Annotated in this window: 27 protein-coding genes and 3 pseudogenes; 23 read left to right on the forward strand and 7 right to left on the reverse strand. The window is 63.3% G+C overall.

Annotation, left to right across the window (positions count from 1 at the left end; translation table 11 throughout):
* Positions 1–164: 164 nt before the first annotated feature.
* Entirely contained in the window at positions 165–749 is a 585-nt protein-coding gene (locus KFO72_RS23830; protein WP_225033183.1) for a hypothetical protein, read from the reverse strand.
* Between the two features lie 148 nt (positions 750–897).
* On the opposite strand from KFO72_RS23830, the gene KFO72_RS23835 reads away from it, so the two are divergent.
* From KFO72_RS23835 to KFO72_RS23865, 7 genes are all read left to right on the forward strand, one after another.
* Positions 898–1,932: a toll/interleukin-1 receptor domain-containing protein gene (locus KFO72_RS23835; RefSeq protein WP_225033184.1), complete on the forward strand. Its 1,035-nt coding sequence runs from the start codon at positions 898–900 to the stop codon at positions 1,930–1,932.
* Between the two features lie 334 nt (positions 1,933–2,266).
* Positions 2,267–2,953 carry an NADPH-dependent FMN reductase gene (locus tag KFO72_RS23840; protein WP_062917445.1) on the forward strand — a complete coding sequence of 229 codons (687 nt, stop codon included), beginning with the start codon at positions 2,267–2,269 and terminating at the stop codon, positions 2,951–2,953.
* A 404-nt stretch (positions 2,954–3,357) separates the two neighbouring features.
* A complete protein-coding gene (locus tag KFO72_RS23845) occupies positions 3,358–3,576 on the forward strand; it encodes a hypothetical protein (RefSeq protein ID WP_009769690.1) in 219 nt (72 codons plus the stop codon).
* A gap of 137 nt (positions 3,577–3,713) precedes the next feature.
* Entirely contained in the window at positions 3,714–4,619 is a 906-nt protein-coding gene (locus KFO72_RS23850) for a hypothetical protein (RefSeq protein ID WP_054933861.1), read from the forward strand.
* A 101-nt stretch (positions 4,620–4,720) separates the two neighbouring features.
* On the forward strand, positions 4,721–6,175 hold the full coding sequence (gene iaaH / locus KFO72_RS23855) for an indoleacetamide hydrolase (RefSeq protein WP_225033185.1): 1,455 nt from the start codon (positions 4,721–4,723) through the stop codon (positions 6,173–6,175).
* 6 nt (positions 6,176–6,181) lie between these two features.
* Positions 6,182–6,931, forward strand: a complete 750-nt coding sequence (locus KFO72_RS23860; protein ID WP_054933859.1) for a CDP-diacylglycerol diphosphatase — start codon at positions 6,182–6,184, stop codon at positions 6,929–6,931.
* 138 nt (positions 6,932–7,069) lie between these two features.
* Positions 7,070–8,158: a fatty acid desaturase gene (locus KFO72_RS23865; RefSeq protein WP_060607178.1), complete on the forward strand. Its 1,089-nt coding sequence runs from the start codon at positions 7,070–7,072 to the stop codon at positions 8,156–8,158.
* 95 nt (positions 8,159–8,253) lie between these two features.
* Here the strand turns inward: KFO72_RS23865 and KFO72_RS23870 are convergent, their stop codons facing one another.
* The 3 genes and pseudogenes from KFO72_RS23870 to KFO72_RS23880 all read right to left on the reverse strand — a co-directional run.
* Positions 8,254–8,469, reverse strand: a complete 216-nt coding sequence (locus KFO72_RS23870) for a hypothetical protein (protein ID WP_060605699.1) — start codon at positions 8,467–8,469, stop codon at positions 8,254–8,256.
* A 255-nt stretch (positions 8,470–8,724) separates the two neighbouring features.
* Entirely contained in the window at positions 8,725–9,015 is a 291-nt protein-coding gene (locus tag KFO72_RS23875; RefSeq protein ID WP_156516709.1) for a hypothetical protein, read from the reverse strand.
* Positions 9,015–9,149: pseudogene (locus KFO72_RS23880) on the reverse strand (sugar ABC transporter substrate-binding protein); the annotation flags it as partial. The pseudogene KFO72_RS23880 and the gene KFO72_RS23875, both read right to left, overlap by 1 nt.
* Between KFO72_RS23880 and KFO72_RS23885 the strand changes: the two are divergent.
* From KFO72_RS23885 to KFO72_RS23925, 9 genes and pseudogenes are all read left to right on the forward strand, one after another.
* Positions 9,141–9,329: pseudogene (locus tag KFO72_RS23885) on the forward strand (taurine ABC transporter permease); the annotation flags it as partial. The pseudogenes KFO72_RS23880 and KFO72_RS23885 sit on opposite strands and share 9 nt — an antisense overlap.
* 29 nt (positions 9,330–9,358) lie before the next feature.
* Positions 9,359–9,556, forward strand: coding sequence for a hypothetical protein (locus KFO72_RS23890; protein ID WP_225033203.1), 198 nt, complete (start codon positions 9,359–9,361; stop codon positions 9,554–9,556).
* Between the two features lie 139 nt (positions 9,557–9,695).
* Entirely contained in the window at positions 9,696–10,676 is a 981-nt protein-coding gene (locus KFO72_RS23895; protein ID WP_412101799.1) for an AraC family transcriptional regulator, read from the forward strand.
* Positions 10,677–10,766: 90 nt separating this feature from the next.
* A complete protein-coding gene (locus tag KFO72_RS23900; protein WP_054933855.1) occupies positions 10,767–11,333 on the forward strand; it encodes a carboxymuconolactone decarboxylase family protein in 567 nt (188 codons plus the stop codon).
* Complete coding sequence (locus KFO72_RS23905) at positions 11,330–12,409, forward strand: acyl-CoA dehydrogenase family protein (protein WP_225033186.1); 1,080 nt, start codon at positions 11,330–11,332, stop codon at positions 12,407–12,409. The genes KFO72_RS23900 and KFO72_RS23905 overlap by 4 nt, the downstream gene beginning before the upstream one ends.
* A complete protein-coding gene (locus tag KFO72_RS23910) occupies positions 12,406–13,170 on the forward strand; it encodes an ABC transporter ATP-binding protein (protein ID WP_054933853.1) in 765 nt (254 codons plus the stop codon). Before KFO72_RS23905 ends, KFO72_RS23910 begins: the two co-directional genes overlap by 4 nt.
* Before the next feature lie 28 nt (positions 13,171–13,198).
* The gene (locus KFO72_RS23915; RefSeq protein ID WP_176053762.1) at positions 13,199–14,389 is read left to right on the forward strand and encodes an ABC transporter substrate-binding protein; all 1,191 of its coding nucleotides are present in this window, start codon (positions 13,199–13,201) and stop codon (positions 14,387–14,389) included.
* Positions 14,382–15,209, forward strand: a complete 828-nt coding sequence (locus KFO72_RS23920; RefSeq protein WP_263627788.1) for an ABC transporter permease — start codon at positions 14,382–14,384, stop codon at positions 15,207–15,209. Before KFO72_RS23915 ends, KFO72_RS23920 begins: the two co-directional genes overlap by 8 nt.
* 67 nt (positions 15,210–15,276) lie before the next feature.
* Positions 15,277–15,507 (forward strand): annotated as a pseudogene (locus tag KFO72_RS23925) (nitroreductase family protein); the annotation flags it as partial.
* Here the strand turns inward: KFO72_RS23925 and KFO72_RS23930 are convergent.
* A complete protein-coding gene (locus KFO72_RS23930; RefSeq protein ID WP_225033187.1) occupies positions 15,406–16,689 on the reverse strand; it encodes an acyl-CoA dehydrogenase family protein in 1,284 nt (427 codons plus the stop codon). The pseudogene KFO72_RS23925 and the gene KFO72_RS23930 overlap by 102 nt on opposite strands.
* A gap of 282 nt (positions 16,690–16,971) precedes the next feature.
* Here KFO72_RS23930 and groES point away from each other — a divergent pair, with 282 nt between their 5' ends.
* The 3 genes from groES to yghU all read left to right on the forward strand — a co-directional run bounded on the left by groES (position 16,972) and on the right by yghU (position 20,116).
* Positions 16,972–17,262 (forward strand): co-chaperone GroES, encoded by a 291-nt coding sequence (groES, locus tag KFO72_RS23935; RefSeq protein WP_035994677.1) that lies wholly within the window; start codon positions 16,972–16,974, stop codon positions 17,260–17,262.
* 13 nt (positions 17,263–17,275) lie between these two features.
* Entirely contained in the window at positions 17,276–18,916 is a 1,641-nt protein-coding gene (gene groL / locus KFO72_RS23940) for a chaperonin GroEL (RefSeq protein WP_054933849.1), read from the forward strand.
* A gap of 327 nt (positions 18,917–19,243) precedes the next feature.
* On the forward strand, positions 19,244–20,116 hold the full coding sequence (yghU, locus tag KFO72_RS23945) for a glutathione-dependent disulfide-bond oxidoreductase (protein ID WP_054933848.1): 873 nt from the start codon (positions 19,244–19,246) through the stop codon (positions 20,114–20,116).
* 72 nt (positions 20,117–20,188) lie between these two features.
* Here the strand turns inward: yghU and KFO72_RS23950 are convergent, their stop codons facing one another.
* A complete protein-coding gene (locus tag KFO72_RS23950; protein ID WP_176053815.1) occupies positions 20,189–20,587 on the reverse strand; it encodes a nuclear transport factor 2 family protein in 399 nt (132 codons plus the stop codon).
* An 81-nt stretch (positions 20,588–20,668) separates the two neighbouring features.
* Here KFO72_RS23950 and KFO72_RS23955 point away from each other — a divergent pair, with 81 nt between their 5' ends.
* Complete coding sequence (locus tag KFO72_RS23955) at positions 20,669–21,610, forward strand: LysR substrate-binding domain-containing protein (RefSeq protein ID WP_107201652.1); 942 nt, start codon at positions 20,669–20,671, stop codon at positions 21,608–21,610.
* Between the two features lie 164 nt (positions 21,611–21,774).
* Here KFO72_RS23955 and KFO72_RS23960 read toward each other — a convergent pair whose 3' ends face one another.
* Positions 21,775–22,305, reverse strand: coding sequence for a winged helix-turn-helix transcriptional regulator (locus KFO72_RS23960; protein ID WP_054933845.1), 531 nt, complete (start codon positions 22,303–22,305; stop codon positions 21,775–21,777).
* A gap of 232 nt (positions 22,306–22,537) precedes the next feature.
* On the opposite strand from KFO72_RS23960, the gene KFO72_RS23965 reads away from it, so the two are divergent.
* The 3 genes from KFO72_RS23965 (at position 22,538) to KFO72_RS23975 (ending at position 25,585) form a co-directional block, all read left to right on the forward strand.
* Positions 22,538–23,632: an NmrA family NAD(P)-binding protein gene (locus KFO72_RS23965; protein ID WP_225033188.1), complete on the forward strand. Its 1,095-nt coding sequence runs from the start codon at positions 22,538–22,540 to the stop codon at positions 23,630–23,632.
* Between the two features lie 70 nt (positions 23,633–23,702).
* On the forward strand, positions 23,703–24,308 hold the full coding sequence (locus tag KFO72_RS23970) for a hypothetical protein (protein ID WP_054933844.1): 606 nt from the start codon (positions 23,703–23,705) through the stop codon (positions 24,306–24,308).
* A gap of 68 nt (positions 24,309–24,376) precedes the next feature.
* A complete protein-coding gene (locus KFO72_RS23975; protein ID WP_225033189.1) occupies positions 24,377–25,585 on the forward strand; it encodes an alpha/beta fold hydrolase in 1,209 nt (402 codons plus the stop codon).
* Positions 25,586–25,682 lie beyond the last annotated feature (97 nt).

The following is a 25,682-nucleotide window of genomic DNA, read 5'->3' on the forward strand; positions in this document are numbered from 1 at the left end:
CGCCCCGCACAGGGGCGACGCGTGAAGCACGCTAACGTAACGCGGATGCCAGCGAAGCGCGGATGCCAGCAAAAGCAAAAGCAAATCCCGGATGCCAGCGCAAAAGCAAAAGCAATTCCCGAATACCAGCACAAAGGCAAAAAACCGAAAACGCACGCCCTCGTTCAAGGGCCCTTAACCCGCAACAACTCCTCCGTATCGATTCTCCGCACTTCCCCATGCCGCGCCTCGACGGCTTTCACGAGATCATACGTACCGCCCGGCCCGTCGCCGCGCTTACCGTCCCACACACACAGCAACCGAAGCACATTCGCGCGAACACTCTCGGCATCCGACAACATCAGCAAATTGTTGCGCGTGAACGCATCGTCGCCCGGCGCCAAAGGCCCCAACACATCATCGGCAAAAATACACCCCGTCGCTTCAGTCACGCGACGATACAGCGCCACCCACCGCTCCCCGCCCGTCGCGACCGATCGCTCGATGAAAGTCCCTTCATCGAAAGGCAGATAGACGCGCAGCGTCACGCCCCGGTCGAGCGCGGCGCTCGCGAACAGCAGATCGCCGCCGCACGCGGCACTGCACAGTCCGATGTCCCCCGCGCCCGCGCCTATCGCGTCCAGTTCGCCCGCAATGGCCCGCGCGACCAATTCCTCGAGACGCGCAGGGAACCGCTCGGAAGCGCGCCCTGGCGCATCGATCATATGGCCGCAAAAGAGCACGACCTGGTTTGCACTGGCACCCGTCATCCAAGTTCACCTCGTTCCGTTGCGCGCGGCACCGCGCCATCACCCACCATGCAACGCTAACAGGACACGGCGCGCTCTGCTTTAATAAAAGAGCATTTGAATTGCAGGATCGGCTCGCCGTTCAACCCGATGAGGGAGGAATCGTTCGATGCGGCCCATTTTCATCAGTTACCGGCGCGAGGATACGGAAGGCCAGGCTGGCCGCCTGTTCGAATCGTTGCGCGAAGTGTTCGGCGAACACACCGTCTTCATGGACGTTGCAACGATCGAGCCGGGCGCCGACTTCCGGCGCGCAATCGAGACCAACATCGACAAGTGCGCCGTACTGCTCGCGCTGATCGGACGGACCTGGCTCACCGTCACAGACCGGGAAGGCAAACGGCGCATCGACAATCCAAACGACTTCGTGCGGCTCGAAACGTCGTCGGCGCTCAAGCGCGACGTGACCGTGATACCCGTGCTGGTGCAAGGTGCGACGATGCCGCAGGAAGCCGATCTGCCCGCCGATATCAAGGACCTCGCCTACCGCAATGCCTTCGAGCTGACACACGCACGCTGGGACAGCGACGTGGAGCTGCTGATCCGGACCTTGCGCACGCGCGCAGTCGACGCCCCCGGCGAGCCCGCCTCCGCCGCCACGCCGCACGCAATACCCAGCCCGAACGCAAACGCGGGCAAAGGTCACGCGCACATATGGACGATCGGCGGCGCGGTCGCGGCCGTCGCCCTGATGGGCGCAGTCGTATTGAAGATCTCAGGGTCTGCTCACGAGGCAAAAGCGAACCCGGCTATTGTCGCATCGGAGCCCGTCCCGGCGACGACGGCGTCGACGCCCGGCAATCAGGCGGGCAAAGGCGATCAGATGGTGTCGAAGAAGGCTTTGCAGCGGGCCGCGCACGATCGCGGCGCGTGCGTCAAGCCGTTCGTCTGGCGCCAGGCGCAACCCCGCGACAAGGTGTGCGTGACGCCCGACACGCAATCGCGCATCCTCGCCGAAAACCGCGCCGCCTCGGACAACCGCATGCCGAACGGCGGCGCCTATGGGCCGGACACCTGCAAACAGGGCTTCGTGTGGCGCGCGGCGTTCGACGGCGACACCGTGTGCGTGACGCCCGAATCGCGGCAGATGACGGCCGACGACAATATGCTCGGCGCACGGCGAATCGTGCCGTTGCCGCAGTAAGCGCGCGCGCCGGTTTCTCCGAAGGCAAAAAAAAGCCCCGGATTCTTGCGAATCCGGGGCCAATCCCATGTCAAGGAGTTCTCATGGAGGAGACGGTTTCATCTTAGCGCCCGCCCGTCCCCGTTCCAACGAAGCCTTTTGCACAAGCAATCCACGCCGCCGCGCGCAGCCGATAACCCTTTCGCCGTTATATCGTTAGAACAAAAAGTCGTTTCCCGCTGGTACGATCGGTCACTAACATGGCGGTTCAGGTCCAGAGGCCCGTTCGCATGGGACACGCCACAGGCGTCGAACATGCATCCGGCCGGCCGCCACTGCAGCAAGGAGCTTGAAGTTGACCCGTTTCGACCAGAACCGCCGCCCGCTCGTGATCGGCATCGGCGGCACCACGCGCGCTGCATCGTCTACTGAGCGCGCGCTCGGCTTTGCGCTGCGCGGCGCGGAACAGGCGGGCGCACGTACGCGTCTGTTTGGCGGCACATTCCTGCACAGCCTGCCGCACTATGCGCCCGAAAGCACCCAACGCACCGACGAACAGATCGAGTTGATCGAGGCCGTGCGTCACGCCGACGCGCTCATCATCGCGACACCCGGTTATCACGGCGGCGTGTCCGGCCTCGTGAAAAATGCGCTCGACACGCTCGAAGAACTGCGTGCCGACGAGCGCCCGTACCTCGACGGCCGCGCGGTCGGCTGCATCGTCACCGCATATGGGTGGCAGGCGGCGGGCTCGGTGCTGACGTCGCTGCGCTCCATCGTGCATGCGTTGCGCGGCTGGCCAACGCCGTTCGGCGCGGGCATCAACACGCTCGAAACGCGTTTCGAATCCGCCGATACCTGCTCCGATCCGAAGGTGGTCGAACAGCTGTCGATAGTCGGCCAGCAGGCCTCGCAATTCGCGCTCGCGTTCCGCTCGCATCACGCCTCACATCACGCGGACGGCGCCGGCGCGGCCTCCGCCACGCCGGCGAGCGACGCCGACGACACGCGACCCAAGCGCGTTCTCGCACTGGCGAACTGATTCGCCGCCTCCGCACGCGCAATGCCATGTGCCGCATCCAGACGGCGCCCGGCATTGCGCGTGCGCGTCAACGCTGCGTCAACGCTTCTTCACGCTCACGCCGCCCGCTCATACCATGCAGCCGCAGTGTCTCGCTGCGTGCGCTGGCCAACACGCGCGGCGACGCGATCGTGGTCAAAACAACAGACCGGCCGCCCCCGCCGCCGCATCATCGCGACAACGCACGCGATAACGCCTCATCCAGATCCCCGCAGACCGTTCCCTGGCCGCCCGTGATTTGCTTGCGACGAATGATTGGTTCACGCGCTCCACGGCCCAGCCTACGCTAGTCCCTGCCCGCTTCGATTAACTGATCGCCGTGCTGCGCGCCATTCGTCGCGGGGAGGCGATCGAACATGAAACAGATGAACAGACATATCCGCTACAAGGGCTACGAAGTGGCCCCCGCTGCACAGCGCCTGCCCAACGGGCTCTTCGCAGCGAACCTCACCATCGAGAAAGCCACGGCCGCCAGCGGCGGACACGCCTACTCGTTCGACGCGCTCGACTATTTCTTCGACGAAGAGCACGCGCTTGCGTATGCGTTCCGTTGGGGCCGGCTCTGGATCGACAGCCATCAGTAAGCACGCAGGCCCATTGCAATTTTTGACGGCACGCAGCGCGTAAAGACGTCCCGCAGCACGGCGCATGCCCGCTCGACGCCACAAATTGACGGGTTATGACAGAATAGGCGGAATAACTAGCCACGTTTCCGCCTGACATGTCAGACACCCTGGTAACAGAAGCAGAGGCCGCTCACGATCACGCGCTGCGCAACTGGACCTTCGATGGCCACGCACGCATGCGGGTCGGCTCCGACGAACACAAGCAGATGTTCTGCCGGATGCTTCTAGAAACGCATAACCCTTACAAGCCAGCCGTTATCGACTGGCCGCAATTGCCGCCCGATGCGCTCAAGCGCATCACGTCCCTGCCGATCTGGGACATCGCCGTGCAGACGGAAGGCCGCGCGTCGATTCGCGTCGCCACATATGCCGCGCAGGTGCAGGACCCGCTGATCCGCGAAGCGATCGAAATGGACGCGGCTGAAGAGGCGCGCCACAAGCACGTTTTGTCGCGCCTGGTCGCCGCCTACGGCATCGAGCTCGCGCCCGAACCGCAGTATCCCGCCCCCCGCGACGCCGAATGGGCGTGGATGTTCACGGGCTACAGCGAGTGCATCGACAGTTTCTTCGCGTTCGGGCTGTTCCGCTCCGCGCAGCTGTCGGGCTATTTCCCGGAAGAACTGGTCGAAACCTTCGAGCCCGTGATTCAGGAAGAAGCGCGCCACATTCTCTTTTTCGTCAACTGGGTCGCTTGGTATCGCCGCACGATGCCGTGGTGGCGCCGGCCGTGGCACTCGCTGCGCGTCGGCGCGATCTGGGTCAAGCTGATCTGGGACCGCGTCGCGATTGCGAAGGGCATCGACTCGGACGGCGTCGCGCACGACTCGAACTTCCTGCCCGCCAATAGCTCGACGATCGGCCAGGCACTCTCGACGCGTCAGCTGATCGAACTCTGTCTCCAGGAAAACGACCAACGGATGGCCGGCTACGACAAGCGGCTAGTCCGTCCGGCGCTCGTTCCCGCGCTCGCGCGCCTCGCGCTGCGCCTGATGCGCAAGTAGGCCGCCGCAGGCGCGAGCAGCGGCACGATTGCTGAAGCACATCGGCGAGCCGCGCGCGCCGGCGCACTTACGACACGTATCAATCCAGGGAGACAGACCACATGCAATGGACCGTCGATGAGCAACTCGCGCTGAGCGCAACGCAGGCCGTTGCCGCCATCCAGTCCGGCCGGCTCGACGCACTCGACTACGTCGCAACCCTGCTCGCGCGCGCCGCAGCACTCGGCACGCTCAATGCGTTCACCGCCATCGACATGGAAGGCGCGCTCGCCGCCGCGAAGCGCATCGACGCGCTCCCGCCCGACGAAAAAGCCCGGCTACCGCTCGCGGGCCTGCCCGTCGTCATCAAGGACAACATCAACACGGCGGGTCTGCTGACCTCGGCGGGCACGCCCGCGCTCGACGGGTTCAAGCCGAAAACGGACGCGCCCTCCGTGCGCAAGCTGATCGACGCGGGCGCGATCGTGCTCGGCAAGACCAACATGCACGAACTCGCGTTCGGCATCACGAGCGCGAATCTGGCCCCGCATGCGGGCGTCGTGCGCAATCCTTACGACCCGTCGCTGATCGCGGGCGGCTCGTCAGGCGGCACGGCCGTTGCCGTCGCCGCGCGCGTGTGCCCTGCCGGCCTCGGCAGCGACACGGGCGGTTCGACGCGCATTCCCGCCGCGCTCACGGGGATTGCGGGCTTCCGCCCGTCGGTGGGCAACGGCGGCGCCGAGCGCCGCTATCACGACCCGCATGCCGTTGTCCCGATCAGCCACACGCGCGATACCGTCGGGCCGATGGCACGCACGGTCGCCGACGTCGCGCTGCTCGACGGCGTGATTACGGGCGATACCGCGCTGCCCGACGTGCCGTTGCCGGCGCTGCGCATCGGCTTGCCCGAACCGCTGTGGGCCGATCTCGAAGGCGCGACGGAAGACGTCGCACGCGCCGCGCTGACGACGCTCGCTGCCGCGGGCGTCACGTTCGTGCCCGTCGCGATGCCCGACCTGCTGCGGCTCAACGAGCAAACGGGCGGTCCGATCGCGATCCACGAAGCGCTCGACGACGTGCGCGACTACCTCGTCGCCAACGATGCGCCCGTCCGGACGGTCGGCGAGCTCGCGGCGCGCATCGCCAGCCCGGACGTGCGCAATATCTACGACGTCGTGCTGGCGGGCGCGCTGGCGCAGCACTATGCCGACGCGATGAACACGTGGCGTCCGCAATTGCAACGGCATTATGCGGACACGTTCGCGGCCGAACGCCTCGACGCACTGCTTTTTCCGACCACACGCCTTGCCGCCGTGCCGATCGACGAAGTGAACGGCTCGTCCGTCGTGTCGATCGACGGCGCGCCCGCCATCGACGAAATGACCGCCTATCTGCGCAATACCGATCCCGCCAGCAACGCCGGCATCCCGGGCCTGTCGCTGCCCGCCGGCCTGACGCAGGACGGCTTGCCCGTAGGCATCGAACTGGATGGACCGCTTGGCAGCGACCGCCGGCTGCTTGCCATCGGCATTGCGTTCGAAGCGCTGCTCGGCGCGGTCCCCGCCCCGACTATCTGACGCCTCATGATCCGACCACGCATCAGGCACCTCGCGGCGCTCGCCGTCGCGCTGTGCACGTCCGGCTGTGCGCTCATCGCCGCCGCCGATCCCAACGCGCTCTGGAAGATCGTCGATCACCAGTGCGTGCCCGCCGCGCGCGCGTCGGGCGGCGCGGGCTTCTGCACGGCCGTCAATCTGCCCGGACGCTACGCGATCCTCAAGGACATCAACGGCAACACGCAATATTTGCTGATTCCGACGGACCGCGTGGCGGGCATCGAGAGCCCGAGCGTGCTCGCCGCCGATGCGCCCGACTACTGGGCCGACGCGTGGGCCGCGCGGCAGTACGTCGGATCGCGCATCGGCCTGACGTTTCCGCCCGATCAGCTCGGCCTCGAAATCAACTCGCAGTTCCGCCGCACGCAGAACCAGTTGCATATTCATATGGACTGCATGCAGGACGACATCATCAAGGACCTCGCGCGCTTTCGCACGATCGAGCCGGGCCAGTGGCACTGGACGAAGCTCGACGGCAGCGCGTACCGCGTGATGCGCGTGCTGTCGCTGACGGGCGACAACGACCCGTTCCGCATCGTCGCACGCGACCGGCAAGGCAGTGACGCGATGGCGCAGCAGACCATCCTCGTGACGGGCGCGGGGCCGAAGGACAGCGACGGCTGGCTGGTCGTCAACAGCGGCCTGGAACTCGACGACGGCAGCGGCACGGCGGAGGGCATGCTCGATCACGCGTGCAGAATCGGCATGCATCGGTAAAAGCGCTGAGCATTTGTTCAATACGCCCGTATAACGGGAGCCAAATCCGCTTTACTCACAAGCTTTGCCGAACAAATTGGTTCGGCGACGGCGGATGCGCCTTTAGGATCGGTGAACTGCAATACGACCGATCCGCCGATGTCTTTCTATCTCGACGACGCACAACGCCACGCGCTCACGCAACGCCGCAACAGCTTCACATGGCGCACCGAATGGCCGACGTGGCTCCTGATCGGGGCGATCTACGGCGGATGGTTTTTCATCGCGAGCCACGCGCGCGGGTTGGGTCTGAGCATTGCGATTCCGCTGCTCGCCGTGTTCAGCGCGTGGTACATGTCGCTGCAGCATGAGTTGCTGCACGGGCATCCGACGCGCTCGCCGTTCGTCAACGGACTGATCGGGTTTGCGCCGCTCGCCGTGTGGTTTCCGTATCGGGTGTATCGCGATCTGCATTTGCAGCATCACGACGATGCGCATCTGACGCATCCCGAAGTCGATCCTGAAAGTTATTTTGTTAGTCGCGAGGCCTGGCGGCAGGCGGGGATGCTCACCCGTGTGCTGCTGATTGCGCGGAATACTTTCGCGGGGCGGCTGTTGCTCGGGCCGGCGTTTTCGATTGCGGCGACGTCGACGCAGGCGTTGCGGAAGGTTGCCCGGGGTGATTGGGCTGATGTGCCTGCGTGGGCGGCGCATATTGCGGCGCTTGTTGTGCTCGCTGTCTGGCTTGATCGTCAGTGCGGGATTGCGCCTTGGCTGTTTATCGCGGGGGTCGGGTATCCGGCGCTGGCGTTGAGTTCCGTGCGTTCGTTTCAGGAGCATCGCGATGCGGAGTTGCATGAGCATCGATCGGTGATCAACGAGGCTGCGTGGTGCTGGCGTCTACTGTTTCTGAATAATAACTACCATCTGGTTCATCACGACTTGCCGCATGTGCCGTGGTTTGCCCTGCGGAAAGTTTATGACGCGTCCCGGCAGCAGTATATAGAGCGCTCGGGAGGATTTCTGGTAAAGGGCTATAGCGAGTGGTTGAGACGTTATTCGTTCGCCAGGATCGCGCATCCGGTTTATGGAGACCCGTCCGGTTTGATCTGGGACAGTCCGTTCGCTTCCGATCAGTTCGCGGGTAAATTACGGGTGAAATCTATGCGAGTTGTCCGTCGAGGAGAACTCCACGAGGCCGACCTGCCCGCGGTTGCTGAACGCCAAACCGCAAGACAGATCCTATAAGATTCGCGACCGCGATTCCATGTATCAACGGGTGTCGGTCTCGGGTTCGAAGGTATGGAGATCTGACTACCGAACTGACCGAATCCGGAAATTCGCTAATTGCGGTGACGAAGCTCGTGTACTGCGTAGCTAGCTGCAAGGACGCCGACTAGTATCGCCGCTACCGACACCGACTCGGTGAACTGTCCAGCTGACGCCGAAAACTTCGCGTCACACCAGAGCCCCAGGCCCACCGACGTAATGATCAGACCGAACGCAACGCCCCACACCGGACCAGCCTTGCCTGATTCGAGTTTGTGAGAAAGCTTCATCGTAATTCTCCCCGCAACAAATACGCGCTGGTCAATCAGCGCTTCATGCTTTCAGCGCGTGCGCCGCGACTGGACCGTGTGCCGGGCAGTCAACAGCGCGCCGCCTTCCAACGCAACGAACAATACGATATATACCGTTTTCAAAATTTCCTGTCATTCCTTCAGAGCGTCGCCATGGTCACGCCCTCCGCGTCGGCACACGACAGACCATGGCCTGCAGCGGCCCCGCCGTACCCATGTGTGCCCGCTACGACGCTACGCCGCCACGACGCTCGCTGCGCGCTCGTCTGGCGCCGCATTTTCAGCGGCCTCACTGAGGCTCACCTGCGATGCGCCAGTAACATGCACGATTTGGCACGGCGGCTTCGGCATCGGCTCGTCGTCGGCAAAGGCGGTGGCGCAGCGCCTGGCAAACGCCAGCGCCGATTGCCGGTTGGCGAAGTAGCCCAGATCGCCCAGCGAAGTCGCTTCGCCATCTTCCTCGAGGCAGCGCGCACCGACACCGCCCCGACCACGGCGGGATTGGTCGCCGCGGTCGCCACCCATACGACGTCTTTCAGCGACTCCGGCAAACCATGATTGACGATGATGGCCGACACGCCGAGGCTGATTGCCTGCTGAATCTGCTCGCGCTGTTCCGACGCATCCTGACGGCCTTCATAGATGCGCAAGTTCCTTCCGCTGCGCCGGACGTGCTGACGGGCATTCGTATCGGCCTGGGCGTCGGCTGGTCGGTACTGGTTGCCGCGGAACTGATCGCGGCCACGCGCGGGCTCGGCTTCATGATCCAGTCCGCCGGGCAGTTTCTGGAAACCGATGTGGTCATCATGGGCATCATCTTGATCGCGCTGCCGTCATTGCCCGCCCCGACGCATGCCAGACCTGCTTCATGTGCGAGCTGTACTGCCTCGCCGACGCGCTGTACGTGCACCCGTTCGCGAACGAGCACGTGGCCGTCGACGAGGCACAGCTCGCGCGCGAAGGCGCGCTTGGCGCCTACGGCCGTTCGCTCGGCTGGAAGCGGGCACGCGCAGGCGGCACCGGGCGCGATGAAACACATCGCCTGTTCGAACTTGGCGTGACGTAGGGCACAGATCCGCTCCAGTCCGCCGGAAATCGCCCGCCACGGTGGAATGCATATACCTCAAACGCATATGCATTCGACGATCGCTTGTTTTACGGCGCAGCGGCGCGACGCTAAGCTCGGAGTCCGCCATCGACTTTCCATGGCTTCACCGCCTACGCTCATCATGCCGACCTCCGCCGAACAGGCCGCCGACTGGCTGCTCTCCGGACTCGAACTGCGCAGCACCCTGTTTCACGTAGGGCGCTACTGCGGGGCGTATCGCGCGTCGACGGCGGGACATCAGCGCGCGAGCTTTCATCTGGTGCTGGAAGGCACGTGCTGGCTTCATCTCCCCGCCAAAGAAGGCCGCGCCGCGCAAAGCACACGGCTCGTCGCGGGCGACGCCGTGTTCCTGATGCACGACATGGCACATTGCCTGACGCCCGCCCCCAACGCTCCATCCGACGACGAATACGCTGTGCGTATCGGCGCCATGATGCCGCTCGACACGCTCGACGGTTCACACGATGGCATCGCGCTGGCGTGCGGCTTCTTCGAATTCCGTTCCGATCTCGGCGAAGCGATCACCGGTCTGCTGCCCGATCACATCCTCGCACGCCATGACGACACGAAGCTGGCCGGCGCGCGCACGCTATTCGATCTGATCCGCGTGGAAGCCGCCCGTGCCCAAGACGCACCCTCGCCGCTCATCAATCGTCTGACGGACGCGCTGTTCTTCTATGCACTGCGCGCCGTCGCGAGCGCCGACGATTTCGCGCCGGGCCTGTGGTCGGTGATGCGGCGCTCTGAATTTACGCCGCTCGTCAGCGCGATCATCGAGAAACCCGGCGACGACTGGACCACACACACGATGGCGGCGTTTTGCCACATGTCGCGCGCGCGTTTCTGCAAGCAGTTTGCGCAAGTGTGCGGACAACCTCCTGCGCAGTTTCTCGCGCTGCTGCGCATGAAGGTCGCGGCGGAAATGTTGAGGCACGGCGCATCCACCCTCAGCACGGCGGAGCACGTCGGCTATCAGTCGGAATCCGCCTTTGCACAGGCCTTCAAACGCGTCACGGGCCTGCCGCCGGGTACATGTCGCCGCGAGCCCGCAGGCGTCGCACAGACGCCCGTCCATTGAGTTGAGACGAATGCGCATGAAAGCGAGACGGCGGCGCATTGCCGGCTCGGGTGGCGGCGTCAACAATGAGGCTTTCCGATCGAGGATGCCATGAGCCGTCTGCCTCTCCAAACCATCGAAAGCGCGCCCGAAGCCAGCCGCCCGTTTCTTCAGAAGTCGCAAGCCGCGAATGGCTTTCTGCCGAATCTGGTTGCGGCCCTTGCCAATGCGCCCACTGCACTCGAGACCTATCTGACCGTCGGCGAAATCAATTCACGCAGCGGTCTCACGCTGGCCGAACGCGAAGTCGTGCAAATCACGGCCGCCGCGATTCACGGCTGCGGTTTTTGTGTCGCCGGCCATACGGCTGTCGCGCTGAAGAAGGCGCAATTGCCCGAAGCGATTGTGGATGAAATCCGTGCGCAAGGCACCGTGTCCGACGTGCGTCTGCATGCCGTTGCCGCGTTCGCGCGTGAAGTGATCGCCACGCGTGGCGCCGTGTCCGACGAAGCCTTCGCCGCGTTCAAATCCGCCGGTTACAGCGACGCCAACGCACTCGAAGTGATTCTCGGCGTGAGCCTAGCGACGCTGTGCAACTTCGCGAACAACCTGGCGCGCAACGAGTTGAATCCGCAGCTCGAAGCGTATCGCTGGGAGCCGAAGGCGCAGGCCGCATGAGCGGGCCCGTGAGCTTCGAGGCGCTCGACGCGTGGCTCGACGCGAACGCCGAGGCACTCGACGTCGACGCATCCCGTGCGTCAGAGGTGCTGCCGCAACTGGTGCGCTCGCGTGCCGTTGCGGCGGGCGTGCCCGAAGCGCTGGGCGGCGCGGGCGGCAGCATCGCGGACGCAATCGATACGGTCGCCGCCGTCGCACAACGCTCGCTGACCGCGGCCTTCGTTCTGTGGGGGCATCGCACCTTCATCGAATACGTGTTGCAAAGCGAGAACGAGGCACTGCGCACACGGTGGCTGGCAGCGCTTCTGGCGGGCGAGATCGCGGGCGCTACAGGGTTGTCGAATGCGATGAAGTATCTGTCCGATATCGAGCCCTTGCAGATGCACGCGGCACGCAGCGGCGACGCATTCGCGCTGAACGGCAGCCTGCCGTGGATCACTAACCTGCGGCGTGAAGGCTTCATCGCCGCCGCAGCCTTCGATCACGACGACGGCTCGCCGCCCTCCATCTTTGCAATCCCGCACGATGCACCCGGCGTCGAGCGCAGCGACGATCTCGACCTGATCGCCCTGCGCGCGAGCAATACGGCTGCGCTGCGCGTCAACGGCACGGTGCTCGACGACACGTATCGCCTCGCCGCCAACGCACCCGTTTGGCTCGCCCGGGTGCGTCCGGCATTTCTCGGCCTGCAATGCGGAATGTCGATCGGACTCGCGCGACGCGCGTTGCTCGCCACGCTGGAAGCGAGCGAAGCGTCGCGCGGATCGATCCATGAAGAAATTCACGAGCTGGAAGCGACACTCGCCAATCAGTCGTCGCAACTGAAGCAGGGCGTGCTCGACGGCACCTTCTTCAACGCGCCCGCAACGATGTTCGAACTGCGCATCGCACTCGTCGATACCGTCACGCAAGCCGTCTCGCTCGAAGTGCAGGCGACGGGTGGGCGCGGTTATCTGCGTGGTCAGAGCGGCGGCGCGCGGCGTGTGCGCGAGGCATCGTTCATTCCCATCGTGACGCCGAGCCTCGTGCAACTGAAGTCGCAACTCGCGCGGCATCGACGGGCGGCAGCGGCATGACGCAAGGCGCGCATATCGTCGCGAGCGGCGTCACACTGCGCTATGCCACGCGCGGTGTGCTGAATGGCGTCGACCTGGCGGTCGCGCCGGGCGAACTCGTTGCGCTGCTCGGACCGAGCGGTTGCGGCAAGTCGTCGCTATTGCGGGCCATCGCGGGCCTGACGCGAACCACGTCCGGCGCGATTCGCGTCGATGGCGCAACGGTCGATGGACCGCGCCCCGAAGTCGCTCTCGCGTTTCAGGATCCGTGTCTGCTGCCGTGGCTCACGGTCGAGCGCAACGTGGCTTTCGGGCTGACCTTCGCGCGTCAACCGCAACTCGCGCGCACGGTCCGCAAGGAACGCGTGACGAAAGCGCTGGCCGCCGTCGGGCTGGAACATGCCCGTCACTGGCTGCCGTCGCAGCTCTCCGGCGGCATGGCGCAGCGCGTCGCGCTGGCACGCTGCCTCGCGCGCGAGCCACGCGCATTGCTGCTCGATGAACCGTTCGGCGCGCTGGACGAAGTGACCCGCGCCGACATGCAGCAGCTTCTGGTCGCCGCCGTGCGCAACACAGGCGCATCCGCGCTGTTCGTCACGCACGACATCGACGAAGCGCTGCTGGTCGCCGATCAGATCGTGCTGCTCGGCAATCGCGGCACGCTCGTCGGACGCTGGGCAATCGAACTGCCGCAGCCGCGCCACACCCAGTTGCGCTCGCTCGGCGAGTTGCGCATATCCATCCTTCAGGCGCTGCAAAACTCGATATCAGCGGCAGCCTGAATCCGGCACACACAAGCGGGGAATCTTCATGTGCAACGTACCGATGTCACGACGCGAATGGCTCAAGCTCGCGTCACTCTTCACCGTCGCAGGCGCGGCGCCGCTGCTGAAATCGCTCGACGCGCGCGCTGCCGTCGATCCCGATGCGCCCGTGCGCATCGGCTACCTGCCCATCACCGATGCAACGCCGCTGCTCGTCGCCCATAACAACGGGTATTTCGACGCAGCAGGCGTCCGGGCGGAAAAGCCCACGCTGTTGCGCAGTTGGGCGCAACTCGTCGAGGCATTCCTGTCGGGACAGGTCAACGTGGTGCATCTGCTTTCTCCGATGACAGTGTGGGCACGCTATGGCAGCAAGGCACCCGCGAAGGTGGTGGCATGGAATCACGTGAACGGATCGGCATTGACGGTTTCGCCCGAGGTAAACACGGTGGCGGATCTCGGCGGCAAAACGGTTGCCGTGCCGTTCTGGTATTCGGTGCATAACGTCGTGCTGCAAGACCTGTTGCGCGCGCAGGGCCTCACGCCCGTGCTGAAGCATTCGGGTACGCCCGGGCCGAAGGAAGTCAACCTAATCGTCATGCCGCCTTCCGACATGCCACCCGCGCTGGCGTCGAAACAGATTGCGGGTTATATCGTCGCCGAGCCGTTCAATGCGGCCGCCGAGCAACTGAACGTCGGCAAGATTCTGCGTTTCACGGGCGACGTGTGGCGCAATCACGCGTGCTGTGTGATCTTCATGCACGAGCAGGATCTGACACAGCGCGCGGCCTGGTCGCAGAAGGTGGTCGATGCCATCGTCAAGGCGCAACTGTGGACGCGCGCCAATCCGCAAGAGGCCGCAAAGCTGCTCTCGAAAGAAGGTCCGAATCACTACACGCCGCACGCACCGCAACTGCTCGCGCGCGTGCTGGCGCCACAGGCCGCCGATCACGGCCGTTATCTCGGCGACCATGCGATCCAGCACGCCGACTGGAACTCGAAGCGGATCGACTTCCAGCCCTATCCGTATCCAAGCTACACGGAAGAACTCGTGCGCCGGCTGAAAACGACCCAGGTGGAAGGCGCGAGCCAGTTCCTCGCGTCGCTCGATCCGAAACAGGTCGCAAGCGATCTCGTCGATGACCGCTTCGTGAAGAAGAGCATCGAAGCATCGGGCGGCCTCGCGGCGTTCGGTCAGGATGCCAGCTATTCCCGCAAGGAGACGATCGTTGTCTAGCGTGCTCGTGCGTGACGCTTCGTCACCGGTACGCAGCCGCAGGCCGGCGTCCGCGCATTGGCGCAGTGTCGTGCTCGGCGCCGCGGGCCTGGCCGCCGCCTTGGCGCTCTGGTGGCTCGCCGTCACGCTGCTCGCGGACCACAACGCGATGGCCGCGCAGTTCGCGCCGCAGCGCGCGCTGGAAGCCCTGCCTGCCCTTATCACCAGCGATCAGTTGCTCGTGCATGTGGCGACCAGTCTCAAGCGCATTGCCGTCGGACTTGCATGGGCGCTCGTGGTCGGCGTGCCACTGGGTTTCGCCATCGGCCGTTTGCGCTGGCTCGAACAGACGCTCTCGCCCACCTTGCAATTCCTGCGCATGATCTCGCCGCTTTCGTGGATGCCGCTGGCCGTGATGTCGCTCGGCGTCGGCGATCGTGCGGTGTATTTTCTGCTCGCGTTCGCCGCTGTGTGGCCGCTCGTGATGAGCACGGCGTCAGGCGTCGCACATCTGGACCGGCGCTGGATCCAGCTTGGCGAAAGCCTCGCCGCCACGCGCGCGGAAATGCTCTGGCATATCTATGTGCCGGGCGTCGCTGCACATGTGCTCACTGGCGTGCGACTCGCTATCGGCATCTTGTGGATCGTGCTGGTGCCTGCGGAAATGCTCGGCGTGAGCGCGGGACTCGGCTATCTGATTCTCGATACCCGCGACCGGCTCGCGTATTCGGAGCTGACGGCCGTCATCCTCGTAATCGGCGTGCTGGGTTTTCTGCTGGATCTCGCGGCGCGCGCCATTGCCGCGCGCCTGTCGAGTGACGTGGCGATGCGGGATCAGTAGATCCCTGCATCACGCCGACGCGTTGTTGACACGCAGTGAACCGGTCCGTTACGTCGGATGCGCCTGAGCCTCGCTGCTGACCTTCCTCGAAGCGGCGCGCCGGGCGCCCGCTTCGTATAACTCGCAACCGTGGCGCTTTGTGCATGCGCGTCGCGGCACGGCACGCGGGGACCGCTTTCCCGGCTTTCTCACCGAGTTATCCGTTGACGGCAACCGCTTGACCGGCCACTGCGCGCTCCAGTTCACTGCGCGAATGCGCGAGACTGAAGCGTTCGTTGGACGGCGTGCCGTTCAGATGATAATTGCCTACGGCCGCTTCACGCTGGATCGCCGGGTTATGCGAAGCCAGCACGCGCGCATTGCGCCAGTGACGGTCCAGCCGTCGCGTTTCGCTGGTTGCTGAGGCGCCGCCCACTTCGAACACCAACGTTGCCGCTTCCAGCACCTGTTCGATCACGATTTGCTGCGCCTGGTACGCCTCGATATCGAGCGCGATATACGTTTCCTTCGTTGCGTGTCCTGCGAGTCGCGCCTGATAGGCGCTTTCCAGCGAGCGCGCGACCGATGCCGTGATGCTCTCCGCCGAATACGCGAGACTGGCGAGGCGCCCGACTACGCGATGCACAAGCGGATTGTCACGCGGACTGGAGCGGCCAGGTACGCCGAAGGTTCGCGTGTGCCCGTGCGCAAAGGCCACGCCGTCACGCAGCACGGCGCGCGCAATGCCTGTCAGCGTCGCAAGATGGACGGTCTGATAGAACGCCGTCAATGAAGTATTGCGGCGCGGCTCCGACGCCTTGTAACGCACCAGCAGCTGATCGTCTGTCACATGCACCGACTCGAAGCGCGTCGTGCCGCTTGCCGTCAGACGCTGGCCAAATCCGTCCCAATCGTCGATGCGCGCGACACCCGGTGCGTCCGCGCGCACCACCACGCGCACGTCGTCGGTGCCGTCATGGGCGGCAACGTCGATCCAGTCCGCGTAGAGCGCGCCCGTGCTGTAGTACTTCTCGCCATTCAGCCACCAGCCATTGCCGCCCTTGTCCGCTACCAGTGTGACGGTGTTGTGCGTGCTGCCCGTACGTTCGGAGATCGCCGCACCAACGGTTTCGCCCGCCGCGATCTTCGGCAGCCAGCGCTCGCGCAGTGCTTCGTCATCGCTTTCGAGCCGGCTTTCGATAAAGCCCGAATTCAGCCGCAAGATCTGCGGCAGATTCGAATCGGCCTCGCCGAGCCGCGTCAAAAGACGAAAGAATTGCGGCAGGCTCACGCCGCTGCCGCCATAACGCTTCGGCACGCGCAACGCGGTAAATCCCGCTTCCTTCAGCCAGCGCACGGCTTCGTAGGCGAGTTCCCGATTCTGCTCGCGCTCGATGCTGCCGGCGGCAATCCGCTCGAATACAGGCGCAAAGCGTGCGTCGAGTTCCGCATCGTCGGCGCCGCTGGCAGCGTCGTGCGGGGCGGCGGGAATCGTACTCATCGACAGTCTCCGGACAGGTTCACAGCCCTCCAGACTAAGCGCCGCCAACACGGCGCTGCAACCAACAAAAGCCGATAACGATATGCGCCAGACCGCGTAGCGCACCTTTGTGTCTATACGCCGCTACGTGCATTGCTAATCTCGCGCGGCCGGTTAAGTTTCTGCAAAACGATTATTGGAGCGTGCACAGCTCGCTTTTTATACTCGGCTCTCAGTCAGCACTCGCCGCATGAGAGTGCCAGCGAGAGTCCCATTTTTCATTTGCCTGGAAGGAAGGAACAGATGAGTTTGCGTCCGTTACATGATCGCGTGATCGTGAAGCGTCTCGATCAGGAAACCCGTACTGCATCGGGCATCGTGATTCCCGATAGCGCCGCCGAAAAGCCGGATCAGGGCGAAATCGTGGCCGTCGGGCCGGGCCGTCGCGGCGACGACGGCAAGCGTATCGAACCCGATCTGAAGGTCGGCGAACGCGTGCTGTTCGGCAAGTACTCGGGCCAGTCGGTGAAGGTCGACGGCAACGAACTGCTGGTGCTGCGCGAAGAAGATATCGTCGCGGTCGTTCAATCCTGAGGAGAATTCAATCATGGCAGCCAAAGAAGTCGCTTTCAGCGATCACGCACGCTCGAAACTGGTGGAAGGCGTCAACCTGCTCGCCAATGCCGTCAAGGTGACGCTCGGCCCGAAAGGCCGCAATGTCGTGCTCGAACGGAGTTTCGGCAGTCCCATCGTCACCAAGGACGGCGTGTCCGTGGCAAAAGAAATCGAGCTTGCGGACAAGTTGCAGAACATCGGCGCGCAACTCGTGAAGGAAGTCGCGTCGAAAACCAGCGATGCCGCAGGTGACGGCACGACGACGGCCACCGTGCTCGCGCAGGCCATCGTGCGCGAGGGCCAGAAGTACGTGGCGGCAGGACTCAATCCGCTCGATCTGAAACGCGGCATCGACAAGGCGGTGATCGCCGCCGTCGAAGAACTCGCGAAGATCAGCAAGCCGACCACCACCAGCAAGGAGATTGCACAGGTTGCGACCATCTCGGCAAACGGTGAAGAATCGATCGGTCAGCGCATTGCAGAAGCCATCGACCGCGTCGGCAAGGAAGGCGTGATCACCGTCGAAGACGGCAAGTCGCTGGCCGACGAACTCGACGTGGTCGAAGGCCTGCAATTCGATCGCGGCTATCTGTCGCCGTACTTCATCAACAATCAGGACCGCCAGCTCGCCGTGCTCGAAGAGCCGTTCATCCTGCTGCACGACAAGAAGGTCTCGAACATCCGCGATCTGCTGCCCGTGCTCGAACAGGTGGCGAAGTCGGGACGCCCGCTGCTGATCATCGCAGAAGACGTGGAAGGCGAAGCGCTCGCGACGCTGGTCGTGAACAACATTCGCGGCATCCTGAAGACAGTGGCCGTCAAGGCGCCCGGCTTCGGCGACCGTCGCAAGGCACTGCTCGAAGACATCGCGATTCTGACGGGCGGCCAGGTGATCGCAGAAGAGACCGGCTTGACGCTCGAAAAAGCCACGCTCGCCGAACTGGGCCAGGCCAAGCGCATCGAGGTCGGCAAGGAGAACACCACGGTCATTGACGGCGCAGGTGAGAAAGTCAACATCGAGGCACGCGTGAAGCAGATTCGCGCGCAGATCGCCGAGGCAACGTCCGACTACGACCGCGAGAAGCTGCAGGAACGGGTGGCGAAGCTTGCGGGCGGCGTGGCCGTCATCAAGGTGGGCGGCGCGACCGAGATCGAAGTGAAAGAGAAGAAAGATCGCGTCGACGATGCGCTGCACGCTACGCGCGCGGCCGTCGAAGAAGGCATCGTGCCGGGCGGCGGCGTGGCGTTGATCCGCGTGAAGCAGGCGATCGCCGAGCTGAAGGGCGCGAATGCCGACCAGAATGCCGGCATCAACATCGTGCGCCGTGCGCTCGAAGAACCGCTGCGCCAGATCGTCGCGAATGCAGGCGAGGAAGCGAGCGTAATCGTCGCCAAGGTCGCGGAAGGTTCGGGCAACTACGGCTACAACGCGGCCACGGGTCAGTACGGCGATCTCGTCGAAACGGGTGTCGTCGATCCGACCAAGGTCACGCGTACTGCGCTGCAAAATGCGGCATCCGTGGCCAGCCTGCTGCTGACGACGGACGCCACCGTGCATGAAGCGCCCAAGGACGCAGCGCCCGCTGCTGCGCCGGGCGGTCCGGGCGCGGGTGGTCCTGGCTTCGACTTCTGACGCACGGTTGAGAGAGTGCGCTGACGCTGTGAAGCGTCAGCGCCAAAAACGCCGCGCGTATCGTGATGGCGCCGTCTTGCAACACAAACAGGCCGCCATTGCTCTCCTTGTCCCTTCCGACGTCGGAGATCACCGCCTTCACAGGCGCATGCGGCCGCGAGCTTCGCGATCGAGCCGTTGAATGCGCCACCGAAACGGGCATTGCCCCTGACACCGTGACAGCCGCCTGAATGTCCCGCGGGCCGCTGATCGCATGAACAGACCGTCGGCAGGTTCTCCGTCGCTTTGTTAAGCTCCGTATGGTGCGCTTTGCGATAAGGATAGGGAATGAACGATCAGTCTGAATTTGTGCCGCCAAAGGTGTGGAGCTGGGACAAGCAAAACGGCGGGCGTTTCGCCAGTATCAATCGTCCGGTTTCAGGCGCTACGCATGAGAAAGCGCTGCCTGTCGGCAGACATCCCCTTCAACTGTATTCGCTCGGGACGCCAAATGGCGTGAAGGTGACCGTAATGCTGGAGGAGCTCCTCTCGGCAGGCCATGTCGGTGCCGAGTACGATGCATGGCTTATCAGAATCGCTGACGGTGAGCAGTTTGGAAGCGGATTCGTCGAGGCAAATCCAAATTCCAAGATTCCTGCCCTCGTTGATCGCAGTGGCACCGAACCCGTGCGCGTCTTTGAGTCAGGCGCGATTCTCCTGTACCTCGCGGAGAAATTCGGCGCGTTTATTCCTCGCGACCCTTCACAACGTGCTGAATGCCTGTCCTGGTTGTTCTGGCAGATGGGCAGCGCCCCTTACGTCGGAGGCGGTTTTGGACATTTCTACGCCTACGCGCCGACCAAAATGGAATATCCAATCAACCGGTTCACAATGGAGACGAAACGCCAACTGGATGTACTGGACAAGCGACTTGCGGAGAATCGATTCCTCGCAGGCGATCAATACACGATTGCTGACATCGCCGTCTGGCCCTGGTACGGCGGGCTTGCGAAAGGATGGCTATACGATGCAGCTGAATTCCTGTCCGTGGATGAGTACAAGCACGTTCAGAGATGGGCAGACGAAATCTATCGACGGCCTGCCGTCCAGCGCGGCCGTATGGTCAATCGCGTCTATGGCGACCCCGCGACGCAACTTCACGAGCGTCATGACGCAAGCGATTTCGAAGCACGCACGGAAGACAAGCGAACAAGATCCTAGCCCGGGCATCTGACAGAAGCGTTGTAGCAACGGTCCTCGCAAATCCAGGCGCGAATCCCGTCAAGCCGTGAGCTACGCGTATTTGTCGCCGACCGTGCTGCGAATCGGATGGGTATCGTAGACGATGACCATCCGCTCGATGAGCCCATCGTCGTCGAATTCGAAAACATCGACGCACTCGAAACGCACCGCGGTCCCATCTTTTAGCCCCCAGTCATAGACGAAGTATCCGGTCGCACGTCGGGCTCCCGTCGTGCTAACGCAGATGTCGATAGGCGTTATTCTGCTTTCTCCAGACGCTGCGCTGACCTTCGCAAAGAATGGCGCAGGGCGCATCCAGCCGAGAAACGGCGAGAAGATCTGGGCGTCCGGCGTGAACAACGCGCAGATCGCCGCGACATCGCCGCGCTCCAACTCGCCGAGATAGTTGCGAACCTGCCGCGTGTATAGTGCTTCCGACGATGAGACCATCTTCATTCTCCGATCATTCGTTGACAACTCCGCGCGTTCGAGCGGACGCGCATCCGATGCAGGCACGATAGCGATGCACCGATGACCGAACAATCGAAAAATCCGCAACCCGGGTATGCAACCCATGCATATCCATTAGCCGACCTTACGCGGGCGCTGCCGCCGCTGACAGCGTTCCAGTCATTCGTCGCCGCGGCGCAACTCGGGAGCATCAGCAAAGCCGCTGACCATCTGTGCCGAACGCAGGGCGCGGTGAGCCGTCAGATCCAGCAGCTGGAAGCGCACTACCGGTGTGCACTTTTCGTGCGCCACGCGTCGGGGCTGACGCTGACGGCGGAAGGAAGCCAACTGTTGACCGTGGCCGTAAGCGTACTCACGCAACTGGTTCAACACGCGGACATTCACGCCAGCACAGCGTCTGTCGTTACCGTGCGGTTGCCGTCCACGTTCGCAATTCGCTGGTTGCTCCCGCGGCTGGCAGACATCCATCACGCGTTGCCCGGAACAGAACTGCGCATCTCCACATCCGCGGACGACACGCCGGATTTCACCACGCCTGACGTCGACGCCATCGTTGTTCGTGGAACCGGGCAGTGGGCGGGTATGGACGCGGTTCCGTTGTTTGCCGAGCAACTCACACCGATGTGCACAAGCGAAATGGCCGCATCGCTTGGCTCGGCAGCCGACCTTGCAGATGTCACATTGCTCCATCCTGGGCGCGGCCACGAGGAGTGGCGATGCTGGCTGGACAGCGTCGGGGCACGGCACATCGACGCGGACCGTGGGCTCGTTTTCGATACCCTCGAATTGACGCTCACCGCTGCGGCGGAAGGGCATGGAGTTGCAATAGGCGATCCCCGGATGGCGAGGGACCGCCTGCGGGCAAAGACACTGGTGACGCCTTTTATCGACGTGGCGCAAAACGGCTTGTCGTACTTCGTCGTCTACCCCTCCCAACGCGCCGCACAGTCCAAGATTCGCGCCCTCGCTGACGTCCTGTTCCGGCTTGCGCAGGAAGCGTGATTGTTATCGAGGAAAGCAGTCCTGTCGTGCGACGAGACCGTCGGCGGCACGCGACCGCCCCTGTTCCGCCGTTCTCGCAGCCGTCAAAGCCGTCCCGATAGTAGTTCTCCTGGAAACGACTCATCCCGAACCAGCGCGGGAACCAACGCACTCATTCAAACGATCTATTTCGCGGGAGATCTGTTTCCGTCTGCCTTCTGACGACGTTGATTACCTTGCGACAGCCGCCAGCGGACCGACTCGTCCGCGCCGGGACCTGCCTGGATCTCCAGATCCGCCGGGTTGGTCTGCTCCCCCGTCTCCTGATCGATAAAGCTCCACCGTACCTCGGCCCCTGTCTTTCGATTCACGAACTTCATCGGAGGCGCCGAGGCTCCGGAAACTTCCAGACTGTCCCCAATCTGCGCGAGTACCGGCATCACGGGGGCGATCTGCCAGCCTTTGTGAGTCAGCAGATATTCAAATCGCTCGGGATTCGCCTGATAGCGCCTGCGCTCAACGAGGCCGTTGGCCTCCAGATGCTTGAGCCGGTCGCTGAGCGTTGCGTTGGTTATGCCGGACGACTGGCGGAACTCGTCGTAACGGCTCAAGCCGCAGACCAGGTCGCGCAGTATCAGCAAGCCCCATCGGTCACCGATCGCCGCCATAACACCGGCAATCGGGCACACCATTCCGTCAAAACCCTTCGAGCGCATGAACCATTTCCCTGATTAGCCTCGGCAATCGTCGCCGAGGGTGAGTCTCATTATAAGAGCCACGCGGACATCGACGGTACGTTTTCACGCAAGTGGCCCGCCGCCTTCCCTGTTCAAGCGCCGAAAAGTTCTTGTCGTGTGGGCCACTAACTCTTATCATAAGAGTTAGTGGCCCACTTGCCGACCTCCGTCGTCGGTGGGCGTCCGCCGTATCGAACTCAAGGAAACCATCATGCCTCCCCACGCCACTTCCAGAATCTTCGTCATCGGCGGTACAGGTGCGCAGGGTCTGCCTGTCATCAGCGCGCTCGTCGCGGACGGCAAGTATTCCGTTCGCGCCCTGAGCCGAGACCCCGATTCCCGGCGCGCCAGGGCGCTGCTCGCACTCGGCAACGTATCGATCCTGAAAGGCACCTTTGCCGACGAAGCCGTTCTGCGGGCGGGCATGCGCGGTTGCGACGGTGCGTACGTCAACCTGGACGGGTTCAACACCGGCGAGAAAACGGAGATCTACTGGGCAATGCGTTGCTACGAAATCGCTCTGGAAGAAGGCATCAAATTCTTCGTCTACGGCAACCTCGACTACGCGCTCAAAAAGGCTGGCTACGATTCCCGCTTTCGGGCTGGCCACTACGACGGCAAAGGTCGCGTAGGCGAATGGATCCTGTTCCAGAACCAGACGAACCGGGACCGCATGGGCGCGGCCGTGTTCACCACCGGGCCGTACATGGAGATGGCGATTTCCGCGATGACGCCTATGACGCCGTTCGTCGAGGACGGTGTCGTCACCTGGCGCGTGCCGCTCGGCGACGGGGCGGTGCCACATGTCGCGCTGGAGGACTGCGGCTACTACGCGCGCTGGCTGTTCGATCATCCGGAGCGCGCGAACGGCATGGATCTCGAAGTCGCCATCGAGCACGTCGAGTACGCAAAGCTGGCCGAGGCGTTCGAAAGGGTGACCGGGCATCCGGCGCGCTACATCGACACGGATCTGGACACTTACTGGAACGGCCCGCTCAAGATGGCGGCGAACCTGCCCGCCGGATACAACGCGGACCCGAATGACAAGAGCACGATGAGTTTCCGCGACAACTTCACCGGGTTCTGGAACATCTGGAAGCACGGCGTGATCCGCCGCGACTACGCGCTACTCGACGAAATCCATCCGAACCGCATCCGGAGCGTCGAGCAATGGCTTCGACGCGAAGACGAGCGTGGCCGGCAGCAAGGCAAAGGGAGTCTCTGGGAGCGGGTGCAGCCCGACGTCCTGTTCAAGTCGGTGCCGCTCCTGAAGCTGTCCGAAGACGGCAGAAAAGGCGCGCTCTAGTTTCTCGCATCACGTCCCGCAGATATCAGGAAGGCGAGCAAACAGTTAGTTAACCTAATGGATACTGGAAATGAATCAGATAGTTGAAATCCGGAAGAACGGCGGGACGGGCGTCCTGCTGGGTGTGCTGATCGTCTGGGGATTAGCCGTTGCCGCGGCGGCTGAAGCCGGCGCTTATCGAGCGATCTACCCGCTGGGGCTCGCGAGCCTCATTGCCCTCGGCATCGTGGCGCCAGTTGCCGTTTATTCGATGTCCCGGAGCTTTCGAACATACATCGCGAACATCGGGCTAAGAACGCTGACAGCGTTTCATATCTGGCGGATCGCGGCCGCGCTGGTGTTCTTCTGGTACGGGGCGCACGATCTCCTGCCGGAAGCCTTCGTCAGGAACGCGGGATGGGGGGATCTCATCGCGGGGTTGATGGCGCTCGGCGTCACGATGCTGCCGAAAACCCGCAACCGGTATCTGATCTTCCACCTGTTCGGGTTCGCAGATTTCGTCGTGGCGGTCGGTACGGGATTGACCTACTTCCTGCTCAACGATCCCCGCATGTCCGGCATCCAGACGCTGCCCATGGCATTGATCCCGTTCTACGGCGTCGGAATTTCAGGAGCGAGCCACATCATGGCGTTCGACCTGCTGCGCCGCCGCCCGGGCCTCTCGAACGTGGGGTGAAGTTTGCCGAAGCGCCGGCACTAGCGGCCCCCGTGCAAAACCGCTTATTCAATCAGAAGGAAATCAACGTGAAATTTCGTCGTACTTGTGCCGCAGCCAGCGTGCTGTTCGGCTTGCTGCTGTGCGGCTCATCGTTTGCAGCTAGCGCATTGGCGCAACCGGGCAGCCCGTCGGCCGCCTCCGCCGGTGAAGCGGCAGCGCCGTGGGACCAGCGCGCGAACCCAACGGCGGTTGAGGCCGATGCGTGGTTCGACAACTACCGGTTCCGGGACGGCGAGACGCTGCCGCGGTTGAGAATCCACTATGCAACGCTCGGCACGCCGCATCGCAACGACCAGGGTGCCGTCGACAACGCCGTTCTGGTCCTGCACTGGACCGGCGCGGACAGTCGAACGCTGCTGAGTCCGACTTACACAAAGGCACTCTTCGATCCAGGGCGTCCGCTCGACGCGAACCGCTACTACCTGATTTTTCCTGACAACGTGGGCCACGGCCAGTCGAGCAAACCGAGTGACGGGTTAAGGGCGAAATTTCCAAACTACGATTATGGCGACATCGTCGATCTCCAGCACAAGCTGGTGACCGAGACCTTGGGCATCCGTCATCTTCATGCGATTCTCGGCATGTCGATGGGCGGCATGAACGCGTGGCAATGGGCGGAAACCTATCCCGACATGATGGACGGCGTCATGCCCGTGGTCTCGCTACCGATCACGGTCTCGGGCCGCAATCTGTTGTGGCGGCGCATGGTGATCGACGCGATCCGCTCCGATCCTGAGTGGAAGAGCGGGGAGTACACGCAAACGCCCCGCGGCTGGATCGAAGGCTTCGGGGTGTTGCGAATGATGATCGACAGTGCGCCCGCGCTACAGCAGGAAATTCCAGACGGCGCGGCGGCGAACAAGTTTCTCGCGACCACCCGCTTTCAGGCGGAGCATGTCGACGCGAACGACATTCTTTATTCGCTCAAGTCATCGTTCAGCTACGATCCCGAGCCAGGACTTTCCAGGATCAAGGCCAAGCTGTTCGCCCTGAATTTCTCCGACGACGAATTCAACCCGGACACCCTGCGCGTTCTCGAACGGGTCGTGCCGACGCTTCAGCATGGCCGGTACGTGGTGCAGCAGGGCACGCCGTCGTCGCCGGGGCATTTCACGATGACCCGTCCCGACCTTTGGGCGCAGCATGTAGGCGAATTCATGCAATGGCTGGGCGAGAGATCCTCACAGGCAAACCATGGCGACGCCCGGCCGATTCCGGATTCAGCCGGATCATGACGCGTTCTACAACGGATGGATCTGCGACGACCAAGTTCAAGATGAGACACAACCGAGCGATCCATTGAAGGCTCGGCCAGCGGCACCTACTAGCCGA

This window comes from Paraburkholderia sp. XV, assembly GCF_020177535.1.
In the GTDB taxonomy this organism is placed as follows: Bacteria; Pseudomonadota; Gammaproteobacteria; order Burkholderiales; family Burkholderiaceae; genus Paraburkholderia; species Paraburkholderia caribensis.